Source organism: Roseateles sp. P1_C1_2 (genome assembly GCF_056406535.1).
This window is the reverse complement of sequence record NZ_JBFUAB010000004.1, coordinates 149,230-161,197: the sequence shown is the minus strand read 5'-3', so window position 1 is coordinate 161,197 and position 11,968 is coordinate 149,230. Positions and strand designations below refer to the sequence as shown.

Below are 11,968 nucleotides of genomic sequence, written 5' to 3'. Positions count from 1 at the left end.
GCACCACGAATGCGAATGGAGAACTGACATGAACCTGCTGCCCACCGGCGCCGCCCTCTACGCCTTCCTGATCGCCACGCTCGTACTCGCGCTGACACCCGGGCCTGGCGTCGTCTTCATCGTCGCGCGCACGCTGGCACAGGGGCGCACGGCGGGCCTGGCGTCGGTCGCCGGCGTGGCCCTGGGCAATTTGACGAATGCGGTCGGCGCGTCCATCGGCCTGGCGGCCCTGTTCGCCGTGTCGTCGCTGGCCTTCACGGCGGTGCGCTGGGCAGGTGCGGCCTATCTGATCTGGCTGGGCATCCAGGCCCTGCGCCAGCCCGCCGCGACGGCCAACGGCGCGCCCCCCACGCCGGCCGCGCCGCGCCAGCTCTTCCGCGACGGCTTCTTCGTCGCGCTGCTCAACCCCAAGACGACGCTGTTCTTCGCCGCCTTCATCCCGCAGTTCCTGCACCCCGAGGGCTCGCAGGCGGCGCAGGCCGTACAGGCGCTCTCGCTCAGCATCCTCTTCGTCGCCGTGGCCGCCGTCACCGACAGCCTTTACGCGCTGCTGGCCGGCTGGATGAAGCCGCTGCTGCGCGGCGCGGCCGGCAGCGGGCGCTGGGTGTCGGCGCTGGTGTATTTCGCGCTGGGGCTCTACGCGGCTTTCGGCGGCACCAAGCAGAAGGCTTAGGCCGCCACCACCCTCGCCAGCGCCTGCGCCATGGCCTGCTGCGCGCGCAGCACTTCGTTGACGCCGGCATCCTTCAGCCACTGCGCCTCTTCCTGGGTGTGGGCGACGACGGCGCAGCGCAGTTCGGGGTTGAGCTGACGCGCCAGCGTCAGCATGGCCGGCACCACGCGCACATCGCTGACGGCCACGACCAGCCAGGCGGCCTGGGCGATATGGGCCTGCACCAGCGTCATGGCCTCGCCGGCCTCGCCCAGCACGGCCGCATGGCCGGCGGCGCGCAGCTTCTCGACAACCTCCCGGTCGTGGTCGATGACGACCAGCGGGCGGCTGCCCAGTTCGTCATGCAGGGCCGTGCCCAGCGAGCCATGCCCCACCAGCACGACCTGGCCGGCCAGCGCGCTCTGCGGCGTGTCGGGCGGCAGTTCCGCCAGCGGGTCGTCGCGAGCCTCCAGCTGGCGGGCCCAGGCCGAGCGCTTAAGCACCCAGCGGCGCAGCGGCTCCACGCCGGAGAACAGCACCGGGTTCAGCGCGATGGACACGATGGCGCCGGCCACGATCAGGCTGGTCGCCTCGGGCGGCACGAGGTGCAGGCTCTGGCCCAGGCCGAGCAGGATGAAGCTGAACTCGCCGATCTGCGCCAGGCTCACCGCCACCGTCAGCGCGGTGGACAGCGGGTAGCGCAGCAGCAGCACTAGCGCCCCGGCGGCAATCGTCTTGCCGACCAGGATGACGGCCACCGTCGCCAGCACGGCCAGCGGTTGGTCGATGAGGATGCGCGGGTCGAACAGCATGCCCACGGCGACGAAGAACAGCACGGCGAAGGCATCGCGCAGCGGCAGGCTCTCGTGCGCCGCGCGCTCGCTGAAGGCCGATTCGCGCAGCACCAGGCCGGCGAAGAAGGCGCCCAGCGCCACGCTGACGCCGAACAGCGCCGCCGCACCCACGGCCAGGCCGATGGCGGCGGCCACGGTGGCCAGCGTGAACAGCTCGCGCGAGCCGGTGCGGTTGACCTGCCACAGCATCCACGGCAGCAGGCGCCGCCCGGCCACCAGCATCACCGCGACGAACACCACGACGGCCAGCAGCGTCTTGCCTATGGTCAGCCACAGCGCGCTGCCGCCGGCACCGCCCTGGCCATCTTCAGGGCCGAGCACCGGGATCAGCACCAGCGCCAGCACCATGGCCAGGTCCTCGACCACGAGCCAGCCCACGGCGATGCGGCCATTGCCGGTATGCAGCAGCTCGCGCGACTCCAGCGCGCGCAGCAGCACCACCGTGCTGGCCACCGACAGCGCCAGGCCGAAGATGAGCGACGCCGCCAGCGCCCAGCCCCACCACCAGTGCGCCAGCGCCGCGCCCATGCCGGTGGCCGCGGCCATCTGCACCAGCGCACCCGGCAGGGCGATGCCCTTGACCGACATCAGGTCGCCGACCGAGAAGTGCAGGCCCACGCCGAACATCAGCAACATGACGCCGACCTCGGACAGCTGCTGGGCCAGATGCACGTCGCCGACGAAACCCGGCGTGTGCGGCCCGATCAGCACGCCGGCCAGCAGATAGCCCACCAGCGCGGGCAGCCGCGCCCATTGGGCGAGCAGGCCCAGCACCAGGGCCAGGCCAAAGGCGGCGGCCAGCGTCGAGATCAGGGTCATGCCGTCATGCATCTTGCGGGGGTCCTCTCAATCGGGGGAAATGAGCTCGCGCTCGGTCAGGATGAGGGTCAAGGCGCGGTCGTGCGCCTCGACCGGGAAATGTGTTTCGGCCGCCGACCAGGCCAGGCCGATGGTGGTCACGCCAGGGTGCAGCGCCAGCCAGCGGTCGAAATAGCCACCGCCATAGCCAAGGCGAAAACCCTCGCGCGTGAAGCCGACGCAGGGCACCAGCACCACGTCGGGCACGGCAACCGCGCCGGTCGACGTGGCGATGCCGCATTCGTCCTGGGCCGTCGTGGGGCCGCCGTCCCAACGGCGATAGACCATTTCCGCCGGCTCGCGGCGCGCAAACGGCAGCGCCCGGGGCCAGGGCAAGGCGCCGGGATCGAACTCGCCCGGCAGCGGCCAGTAGACGCCCACCAGCTCCGGCTCCAGCTGATCCAGCAGCTCGCGCAGAGGCGCGCCGAGCGCCGCCTGGGCGGTCTGGAAGGCCGGGCCGGCCGCGAAGTCGCGGCGCGCGGCCAGCAGTTCGCGGCGCAGTGAAGGGCGGTCGGGGTGGGCAGCACTCATCGGTCTATTAAAACCCAGGGCTCATGTCGCTCCTCAGCCCTGAGGATGCGGGCCATGCGCGGGATGGTCCACAGGAGCTGCCCGGCGCTATGGTCGCCGTCGTCTTCACCCCGCGAAGCCGCCATGTCCACGCCCCACACCCCCTACCACCCCATCATCTATGTGCGCGGCTACGCGATGTCGCGCGGCGAGATCGACGAGACCACGGCCGACCCCTTCTGCGGCTTCAACCTCGGCTCGACGATGTACCGCGCCGTGCCGAACAAGACCGACAGGCCGCGCAAATACGTGTTCGAGTCACCCGTCGTGCGGCTGGCCTCGGAGTACGGCTACCAGGATGTCTACGAGGACGGCTACGACATCGTCGACCCCGAGTGGGAGGCCGACTCCCTGGGCAAGCCGACCGACAACAAGCTGGGCAGCCGCTGCATCGTCATCTACCGCTATTACGACGCCGCGTCCTCCTACCTCGGCAACAGCAAGACACCGGAGATCGAGGACTTCGCCAAGGGCCTGTCCAAGCTCGTGGCCCGCGTGCGCGAGCTGGTCTGCAAGAACGCAGAGAACAAGATCGCAGAGGCCGATTTCCGCTGCTATCTCGTCGCCCACTCCATGGGCGGCCTGGTCTGCCGCGCCTTCCTGCAGAACGTGGCGCTGGACACCGAGAAGGTCGCCCAGCACGTCGACAAGTTCTTCACCTACGCGACGCCGCACAACGGCATCGACGTGCTGGGCCAGAACATCCCGTCCTGGCTGAGCGTCAACGACATCTCCAATTTCGACCGCGACAAGCGCATGCCGGCCTACCTCGACCTGGCGGCCGCAGCCAAGAAGCACAAGCGCGTGGACCTCATCCCCGAGGCACGCTTCCCGTCGCGGCGCGTGTTCACGCTGATCGGCAGCAACCGGCTGGACTATGAAGCCGCGGCCGGCATGTCTCGCAGCTTCGTCGGCCATGGCAGCGACGGCCTGGTCAAGATCGAGAACGCGACGCTGTGCGGCCTGGATGCCAAGGGCAACATCACCGACCAGTGCGCCAAGGCCGTCGTCTACCGCGCGCACTCGGGCTATTTCGGCATCGTCAACAGCGAGGAGGGCTACCAGAACCTGGCCCGTTTCCTGTTCGGCGACGTGCGCGTGGACCTGTGGCTGGAGATCGACGACATCCGCCTGCCCGACAAGGTGCAGGAGGAAGCCGACGCCGGCCGCGCCGTCAACGCGCTCTACCAGATCGAGGTGGTGGCCTCGCCGCGCGGCAAGCTCTGGTATCTGACGCGGCGCACGACGGAGGAAGACTCCGTCGCCTGCGTGGCGCATGCCAACTGGAAGGAGAACTCGAGCCTCTACCTCAGCAGTGTCTTCCTCGCCAACCGGGCCAAGGTCAACCCGCGCCGCAAGTCGCTCGCCTACGGCATGACGCTGGGCGTGCGCGTGCCCGACTACGAGATCGAGAAGCGGCTCTGGCTCAACGAGCACTTCGAGGGCGGCTATCTGTTCCGCAACGCGCTGATCCTGGAGATGGTGCCGCCGGCCAATGAAGGCGATGCCTGGAAGGTCAAGTACGCCTGGCAGGACGCCGGCGTGTCCATGGCCGACACCGAGATCGCGGCCAAGCAGCTCAAGTCGGGCCGCATCGAGGTCAGCGTGCCCTTCGACAGCAGCGCCGTCGCCACCAACGGCAAGATGAAGCCCACCAACCCCGGCATCCGCGGCCGGCTGCGCTTCGAGATCGAGGGCTGGAACCCGGACGCGGCGGACTGATCAGCGGCGCAGTTGCCGGCGGCGCAGCCAGGTCAGGCCCGCCACGCCGCCCAGCAGCAGCGCCCAGCTCGCCGGCTCGGGCACGGCCGTGATCTGGTAGACGAAGCTGTGGTCGCGGTAGTTGAAGTCGCCGCCGCTGGGCAGGTCCTCGAAGGCAATGTTGGTGCCGGCCGGTACCTGGGCATCGCCGGCGAAAGGTGCTGCCCAGGCATGGTTGACGCCGTCGCCGTTCAGGCTGACGTCGCTGTAGTAACGCGCCGCGCCGCTGTTGGCGTCGATGAAGAACACCAGGCTGTCGCCGGCCGTCACCTTGCCGAGCACAAAGGTCTGGCCATAGGCGCTGCCGTGGTTGCTGAGCCCGGCCGCGCCGTCGATGCCATTGATGCGTGCGCCGATGAGGTTGGTGAAGCCGCCGGCCTCGCCGGTGTAGTAAGCCACCAGCAGGCCGCTGGCGCCCGCCGTGAAGCTGCTCACCGGCGCCGGGGTGCCGGGCGTGGGGTAGATGTCCGGGTTGGCCTGGGCGACCAGGCTCAGCAGCGTGGCCGAAGCCCCATCAACAGGCGTCGTGCGGCGGTCTTCATCAACGGTCTCCTGGCTGACTGGCGGCCAAGATTACGGAAGAGATAGCGCTATCTCCAGCCCCTAACTCGTGGGCAGAGCGCCCGCCTGCGTAAAGCGCGAAGCCACGGGTTTCCCTGGGTTAAATTCAGACACCAGGCGCGGCGCTCGGCCAGCTGGCCGGAGCGCACGCCAAGTGAAGCAGTCGCGGGGCGTGAAGCGCATGAGTCAGATGGGTGGTCGAGTCTTGAAACACATGAGCCGTGGGGCACTCGCCCTGCTGCTGTCGGTAGCCCTGAGCGCCGACGCCGCCCCGCCGACGCCACCCGCCGATGCCGACCTCGCCGTGCAAGCCCGCGATGCCTGGGTCAAGCGCGACCGCAAGCGCCTGGCCACCTTCGCCGAGGCCGCCCGCAGCCAGAACCACCCGCTGGCAGGCTGGGTCGAGTACTTCGACCTCAATGCGCGGCTGGCTGAGGTGCGCCAGCCGGAAATGGACGCCTTCTATGCGCGCTACCCCGGCAGCTATGTCGAGGACAGGCTGCGCAACGACTGGCTGCTGGAACTGGGCCGCCGCCGCGACTGGCTCAATTTCCGCCGCGACCATGCGAGCTACCAGATGCGCGACGACCGCGAGGTGGCCTGCTATGGGCTGCTGGCCGACCATCTCGCCGGCACCAAGATCGATGCAGACGCTGCAAAGGCCGCCTGGATGGCTCAGAAAGACGGCGACGACGGCTGCCAGCAGCTCGCCATTGCCATGGTCGAAGCCGGCACCTTCAAGCCCGACACCGTCTGGGCCAAGGCGCGCCAGGCCACCGAACAGAGCCGCCCGCGCGCCGCGCGCCAGGCCGTCGCCCTGCTGGCCACCAAGCCGCTCGACCAGAAGCTCGCCGAACTGCAGGACAACGCCGGCCGCTACCTGACGCGCCAGGCCCGCACCTCGCCACGCCCCGAGGCCGAGTTGACGGCCCTGGCCCTGGCCCGCGTCGCCGCCAACGACCCCGACCAGGCCGCCGGCCTGCTGCGCGACAAATGGAGCAAGCTGCCGCCCGAGCTGCAGGCCTGGCTGTGGGTGCAGATCGGCCGCCAGTCGGCCCTGCGCCTGCAGGATGGTGCCCTGGCCGCCTTCGAGCGCGCCGACAAGCTGGCGCCCGAGCTGGCCTGGAGTGATGACGCCGCCGCCTGGGCCGCCCGCGCGGCCCTGCGCGCCAAGCAACCCGCCCTGGCCTTGCGCGCCATCGAGCGCATGAGCGCCAACGAGCAGCGCGACCCGGCCTGGGCCTACTGGAAGGCCCGCGCGACACGGCAGCAAGGCGACGCCCACGGCGCCCGCGTGCAGCTCACCACACTCTCCTCGACGCCGCTGAACTACTTCGGCCGCCTCGCCGCCGAAGACCTCGGCCTGCCCACCCCGCTGCCGCCCACGCCCGCGCCGCTGACGGCCGAGGAACGCCGCAGCGCGCGCAGCCATGCGGGCCTGACGCGCGCGCTGTCCCTCATCGACCTCGGCCTGCGCAGCGAAGGCGTGCGCGAATGGAATTTCTCGCTGCGCGGCATGGGCGACCGCGCCCTGCTCGCCGCGGCCCAGGAGGCCTGCGACCGCGAGGTCTGGGACCGCTGCATCAACACCAGCGAGCGCACCAAGACCGAGATCGACATCGCCCAGCGCTACCCCACGCCGCACCGCGCCGAGCTGCAGCGCGAGGCCCAGGCCAGCGGCATCGACCCGGCCTATGTCTACGGCCTGATCCGCCAGGAGTCGCGCTTCGTGCTGGACGCGCGCTCCCACGTCGGCGCGGCCGGGTTGATGCAGGTCATGCCCGCGACGGCCAAGTGGACGGCCAAGAAGGCCGGCATCGACTACAACGCCGAGCGCATGCACGACCGCGACTTCAACCTGCGCATCGGCACCCAATACCTGAAGCTGGTGCTGGACCGCTTCGAAGGCGCCCAGGCCCTGGCCGCGGCGGCCTACAACGCCGGCCCCGGTCGGCCCGCGCGCTGGCGCGACGGCCCTGTCATCGACGCGGCCATCTGGGCCGAGAACATCCCGTTCAACGAAACGCGCGACTATGTGCGCAAGGTGCTGCTCGGCGGCGCGGTCTATGCCCAGGTGCTGGGCCTGCCGGCCACCAAGCTGCGCGAGCGCCTGGGCGCCAGCGTCGGCCCGGCCGGCGCGCGCGCCGCGGACGTCAGCGATGTGCCGCCGGCGGCGGTGGGGGATGGCAAGTCATGAGCCTGAACGTCCTGGTCCTGGGCGGCAGCGGCTTTGTCGGCCGCGCGCTGTGCGAGCAACTGCTGCGGCGCCTCGGTGCCGACGTGCGCATCACGGTGCCCACGCGCCGCCTGCCTCATGCGCAAAGCGTGCAGAGCCTGCCCGGTGTCACCGTCATCCAGGCCGATGTCTTCAAGGACCTGCCTCAGCTGCTGCCGGGTCATGACGCCATCGTCAACCTCGTCGCCATCCTGCAGGGCAGCGCGGCCGCCTTCGAGCATGTGCATGTGGAACTGCCCCGGCGCATCGCCCATGCCATGAGCCACGCCGGCGCGAAGCGCCTCGTGCATGTCAGCGCCCTGGGCGTGGCCGAGCATGCACCGTCGCGCTATCTGCGCAGCAAGGCCGCCGGCGAGGCCGTGCTGCAGGTGGCCACGCAGACCCACCCGCTGGAGTTGACGCTGCTGCGCCCATCGCTGGTCTTTGGCGACGGCGACAAGAGCGTCAACCTGTTCGCGCGGCTGCAGGCGCTGTTCCCTTTTATGCCCCTGGGCGGGGCGGACGCGCGCCTGCAACCGGTGTGGGTGCAGGACCTGGCCCGGGCCCTGGTCGAGGCGCTGCTGCGTCGCGAATCCATCGGCCAGACCTATGAGATCGCCGGCACGCGCGAACTGACGCTGGCCGACCTGGTGCGACTGGCGGGCCGCGTGACAGGCCATGAACGGCCGATCCTGCGCCTGCCCCATGCGCTGGCGACGCTGCAGGCTCTGGTCATGGAATGCCTGCCCGGCGAGCCCCTGCTGTCGCGCGACAACCTCGCGTCGCTGAGCGTGCCCAATGTGCCGACCGGCAAGCTGCCCGGGCTGGCCGAACTCGGCATCACGCCGGCCTCGCTGGAGGCGGTGCTGCCGACCTATCTGTCGCGCGACGGCGGCGTCGCGCGGCTGGATGCCTGGCGCGCCAGGAGGTAGGTCTTTCGCCCCAGTCTGGCGGCCGCGCTGTGTTCGGCTGGCCTGAGACGGCTCTGGCCCGCTTTCACCACAGCTTCCACCAAGGCTTCTTGCCCGGCAGCGCCGCGATCTGCCGCAGTTGCTCGCTGTAGTCCGTGCTGTCCACCGTGGCCATCGCAAGGACGCCAGCCGGCGGCACAGTGGTGAAGGCGCGCAACCCAAAGCGCTGCTGCAGCGCCTCGGTCTCGTCCATGTAGTAGTCGCCAATGTCCAGACCGGCTTCCTCCGGCAACGGCTCACCCTGTGCGCGCACCACGCCGTCCGTGTTGTCGATGCTGCGCTCGAGCTGCCCTTGCCGGTAGGCCGTGAAGCTCGCACAGCCTCCCGCCGTCTCGATGACGAAGGCCAGGCAGCGCCCGAAAGATTCGCTGAGCCGCATCAGCGCCTCGGCATCGGTCGTCAGCACATGGCTGGTGTCCAGCAGGATCGCCCACTCACCGTCCTGCAGGAAGCCGAGAACCTCCACGCCAGGGTTCTCCGGCGTCCAGTCTCTTGCGGCCACAAAGCGCTCATTGCGGCGCTTCCAGTCGAACCAGTCGTCCAGTGACGCCAGCTCGGCCCGATCGGTCACCCGGTAGCGGGGCCAGACCGCGGCGAACTCACGCACCAGTGCTTCGACAGCCGCGGGTACCGCGACGAAACCGTAATGCATGCCCAAGTGGCCTCCCTGTCGTTGTGCTGTTGTCCTCGGCACATGCTGCCATGCGCCGCATGCGCCGGGCATCCCCAGAGATCTCCCCACGCATCAATCCCTTGCGCAATGCTCATCCCGCTCGGACCGTATCCTGCATAAGCTCGCCGGCTGCAACGCGAAAGGTGTCATGAAGCTCTATATCGGCAACAAGAACTACTCGTCCTGGTCCATGCGCAGCGGCGTGCTGCTGGCGGCCTTCGGCATTCGGTTTGAAGAGGTCAAGCTGCGCTTCGACTTCACGCCGGACTCCGAATGGACCCGCGTCATCGCCGGCGTCACGCCGACCCAGCGCGTGCCCGTCGTCGTCGAGGACGACGGCTTCACGGTCTGGGACACCTTGGCGATTGCCGAGTACATCGCCGACCGCCACCCCGAGCACGCCATCTGGCCGCGCGACGCCAAGGCCCGTGCCCGCGCGCGCAGCCTGTGCGCCGAGATGCATGCCGGCTTCATGCGGCTGCGCACCGTCTGCCCGATGAATATCGAGGTCTTCTTCCCCGACGTCGGCGCCAGGCTCTGGGCCGAGGACGAAGCGCTGCGCGCCGACGTGGCGCGGCTGGATGCGGCTTGGAGTGATGCGCTGCAGACCAGCGGCGGGCCCTTCCTCTTCGGCGCCTTCAGCGCGGCGGACGCCTACTTCGCGCCGGTGGCCGTGCGGCTGAGCCGCTTCGGCCTGCCGGTGTCGGAGGCCGCTGCGGCCTACCGTGACGCGCTGCTGGCCCATCCGGCGGTCGAGGACTGGATCGCGGACTCGATGCGCGAGCAGGACTTCATCGTCGAGGACGAGCCTTACCGCAAGAGCCGCTGATCATGTTGGAGCTGCGTCCCAGCTGTGAACATTGCGATGTCGCCCTGCCGCCGGAATCGGCGGCGGCGCGCATCTGCAGCTTCGAGTGCACGTTCTGTTCGGACTGCGCGGAGGGCTTGCTGAGCAATGTCTGTCCGAATTGCGGTGGCGGGTTTGTGCCGAGGCCGGTGAGGCCGGTCCGCAATTGGAAAGGCAGCAACTATCTGGGGGACCATCCGGCGAGGACGGTGCCGAAGTTGAGGCCGGTGGATCTGGAGGCGCACGCGCGGCTCGTGGAGTCGCTGCAGGGGTTGCCGCCAGAGAAGCGGTAGGACGCTTTTGCGAAGAGCGCCACTGATCGATGCATTGCCGGGAGTCCGTCCCGGCGGCCGGGTAACTTTCTTCTGCGGGGCCAGAAGAAAGTCACCAAAGAAGAGGCCCTGAACCGCACTCGAGCACCATGCCGCCTTGAACGGCGCGCGAAAACGCTCAGTTCCATTTCTTGAAGAAGCGAACCGCTGCGCTCTCGCGTCTGACTTGTCACCGTCGGCGCTGGTCGCCGCACTGCACCTCTTAACGCGCGGCTGTTCGGTATTTCTTGATGAGCCCGGCGTGCCGCCGGCGTTAAGCGGCATGAAGGGGCGATGGACGGTGCTCGTCACAGGGACAGCAGCGAGAGCGAAGCGGGTCGCGTGACGGCGCCGTCCAGTTCCGAGCAAAGCGAGCGCTTGATCCCGCTCGAGTGCGGATTGCGTTAGCGCTCCTGTTTTGGTGACTTTTCTCTGGCGCGTCAGAGAAAAGTTACCCGCCCTGCCGGGGCGGATTCCCGGCTCACTGCACCGAGTCATGAAGCCTTGGGCAAAGACCTCCTCAAAACTCCACCACCGACCGAATCGACTCCCCCCGCCGCATCAACTCAAACCCCTCGTTGATCCTCTCCAGCGGCAACTTGTGCGTGATCAGCTCGTCGATCTTCACCTTCCCGTCCATATACCAATCGACGATCTTGGGCACATCGGTCCGGCCCCTCGCGCCACCAAACGCCGATCCTTCCCAATGCCGCCCCGTCACCAGCTGGAACGGCCGCGTGCTGATCTCCGCCCCCGCCGGCGCCACGCCGATGATGATGCTGCGGCCCCAGCCCTTGTGCGTGCACTCCAGCGCCTGGCGCATCAGCTGCACATTGCCGACGCATTCGAAGGAATAGTCGGCGCCACCGTCGGTCAGTTGCACGAGGTGGTCGACGACATTGCCCACGTCCTTCGGATTGACGAAGTCAGTCATGCCGAACTGCCGCGCCATCGCCTCGCGCGCCGGGTTGATGTCCACGCCGATGATCTTGTTGGCGCCCACCATCTTGGCGCCCTGGATGACGTTCAGACCGATGCCGCCGAGGCCGAAGACCACCACATTGGCGCCCGCCTCCACCTTGGCCGTGAACAGCACCGCGCCCACGCCCGTCGTCACGCCGCAGCCGATGTAGCAGACCTTGTCGAAGGGCGCGTCCGGCCGGATCTTGGCCAGCGCAATGCCGGGCACGACGATGTGATTCGAGAACGTGCTGGTGCCCATGTAGTGGAAGATGGGCTCGCCGTTCAGCGAGAAGCGCGAGGTGCCGTTGGGCATCAGCCCCTTGCCCTGCGTGGAGCGGATCGCCTGGCAGAGGTTGGTCTTGCGGCTCAGGCAGAACTTGCACTCGCGGCATTCCGGCGTGTAGAGGGGAATGACGTGGTCACCCGCCTTCAGCCAGGGCACCTTGCTCTCCAGCACGACGCCCGCGCCCTCGTGGCCGAGCACGGCCGGGAACAGGCCTTCGGGATCCGCACCCGACAGCGTGAAGTCGTCGGTGTGGCAGATGCCGGTGGCCTTGACCTCGACCAGCACCTCGCCGTCCTTGGGGCCCTCCAGGTCCAGGGTCTCGATGGTCAGCGGCTGGCCGGCCTTCCAGGCAACGGCGGCTCGGGTTTGGATGCTCACGTCAATTGCTCCTTAGCGCTACGCGATATGACTCACCGCGCATTAAACCGCGGGCCGAGCGCCGGGCC

The 11,968-nt window shown here is 68.9% G+C and carries 11 protein-coding genes; 6 read left to right on the top strand and 5 right to left on the bottom strand.

The features are described 5' to 3' along the window. The first annotated feature begins 28 nt into the window (after positions 1-28). Positions 29-673 carry a LysE family translocator gene (locus tag AC1D2H_RS05350; protein ID WP_478010166.1) on the top strand — a complete coding sequence of 215 codons (645 nt, stop codon included), beginning with the start codon at positions 29-31 and terminating at the stop codon, positions 671-673. Here AC1D2H_RS05350 and AC1D2H_RS05345 read toward each other — a convergent pair. Then, entirely contained in the window at positions 670-2,337 is a 1,668-nt protein-coding gene (locus tag AC1D2H_RS05345; RefSeq protein ID WP_477927858.1) for a cation:proton antiporter, read from the bottom strand. The two genes, AC1D2H_RS05350 and AC1D2H_RS05345, sit on opposite strands and share 4 nt — an antisense overlap. 15 nt (positions 2,338-2,352) lie before the next feature. After that, positions 2,353-2,895: a 5-formyltetrahydrofolate cyclo-ligase gene (locus AC1D2H_RS05340; RefSeq protein WP_477927856.1), complete on the bottom strand. Its 543-nt coding sequence runs from the start codon at positions 2,893-2,895 to the stop codon at positions 2,353-2,355. A gap of 123 nt (positions 2,896-3,018) precedes the next feature. On the opposite strand from AC1D2H_RS05340, the gene AC1D2H_RS05335 reads away from it, so the two are divergent. Next, complete coding sequence (locus AC1D2H_RS05335) at positions 3,019-4,656, top strand: alpha/beta hydrolase (protein WP_478010165.1); 1,638 nt, start codon at positions 3,019-3,021, stop codon at positions 4,654-4,656. Here the strand turns inward: AC1D2H_RS05335 and AC1D2H_RS05330 are convergent, their stop codons facing one another. Next, positions 4,657-5,130 (bottom strand): PEP-CTERM sorting domain-containing protein, encoded by a 474-nt coding sequence (locus tag AC1D2H_RS05330; protein WP_478010164.1) that lies wholly within the window; start codon positions 5,128-5,130, stop codon positions 4,657-4,659. A gap of 340 nt (positions 5,131-5,470) precedes the next feature. On the opposite strand from AC1D2H_RS05330, the gene AC1D2H_RS05325 reads away from it, so the two are divergent. Beyond that, on the top strand, positions 5,471-7,453 hold the full coding sequence (locus AC1D2H_RS05325; protein ID WP_478010163.1) for a lytic transglycosylase domain-containing protein: 1,983 nt from the start codon (positions 5,471-5,473) through the stop codon (positions 7,451-7,453). After that, positions 7,450-8,403, top strand: a complete 954-nt coding sequence (locus AC1D2H_RS05320) for a complex I NDUFA9 subunit family protein (protein ID WP_478010162.1) — start codon at positions 7,450-7,452, stop codon at positions 8,401-8,403. The genes AC1D2H_RS05325 and AC1D2H_RS05320 overlap by 4 nt, the downstream gene beginning before the upstream one ends. A gap of 64 nt (positions 8,404-8,467) precedes the next feature. Here AC1D2H_RS05320 and AC1D2H_RS05315 read toward each other — a convergent pair whose 3' ends face one another. Further along, positions 8,468-9,100 (bottom strand): hypothetical protein, encoded by a 633-nt coding sequence (locus AC1D2H_RS05315; RefSeq protein ID WP_478010161.1) that lies wholly within the window; start codon positions 9,098-9,100, stop codon positions 8,468-8,470. 163 nt (positions 9,101-9,263) lie between these two features. Here AC1D2H_RS05315 and AC1D2H_RS05310 point away from each other — a divergent pair, with 163 nt between their 5' ends. Then, positions 9,264-9,944: a glutathione S-transferase gene (locus AC1D2H_RS05310; protein ID WP_478010160.1), complete on the top strand. Its 681-nt coding sequence runs from the start codon at positions 9,264-9,266 to the stop codon at positions 9,942-9,944. Between the two features lie 2 nt (positions 9,945-9,946). Next, complete coding sequence (locus tag AC1D2H_RS05305) at positions 9,947-10,255, top strand: DUF1272 domain-containing protein (protein ID WP_478010159.1); 309 nt, start codon at positions 9,947-9,949, stop codon at positions 10,253-10,255. Positions 10,256-10,793: 538 nt separating this feature from the next. Here AC1D2H_RS05305 and AC1D2H_RS05300 read toward each other — a convergent pair. Continuing rightward, on the bottom strand, positions 10,794-11,894 hold the full coding sequence (locus AC1D2H_RS05300; RefSeq protein WP_478010237.1) for an S-(hydroxymethyl)glutathione dehydrogenase/class III alcohol dehydrogenase: 1,101 nt from the start codon (positions 11,892-11,894) through the stop codon (positions 10,794-10,796). Positions 11,895-11,968 lie beyond the last annotated feature (74 nt).

Coding starts and splice junctions, on each gene's coding strand:
- AC1D2H_RS05310 (WP_478010160.1), top strand. CDS start 9,264: ATGAAGCTCTATATCGGCAACAAGAACTACTCGTCCTGGTCCATGCGC.
- AC1D2H_RS05345 (WP_477927858.1), bottom strand. CDS start 2,337: ATGCATGACGGCATGACCCTGATCTCGACGCTGGCCGCCGCCTTTGGC.
- AC1D2H_RS05305 (WP_478010159.1), top strand. CDS start 9,947: ATGTTGGAGCTGCGTCCCAGCTGTGAACATTGCGATGTCGCCCTGCCG.
- AC1D2H_RS05335 (WP_478010165.1), top strand. CDS start 3,019: ATGTCCACGCCCCACACCCCCTACCACCCCATCATCTATGTGCGCGGC.
- AC1D2H_RS05320 (WP_478010162.1), top strand. CDS start 7,450: ATGAGCCTGAACGTCCTGGTCCTGGGCGGCAGCGGCTTTGTCGGCCGC.
- AC1D2H_RS05350 (WP_478010166.1), top strand. CDS start 29: ATGAACCTGCTGCCCACCGGCGCCGCCCTCTACGCCTTCCTGATCGCC.
- AC1D2H_RS05325 (WP_478010163.1), top strand. CDS start 5,471: ATGAGCCGTGGGGCACTCGCCCTGCTGCTGTCGGTAGCCCTGAGCGCC.
- AC1D2H_RS05340 (WP_477927856.1), bottom strand. CDS start 2,895: ATGAGTGCTGCCCACCCCGACCGCCCTTCACTGCGCCGCGAACTGCTG.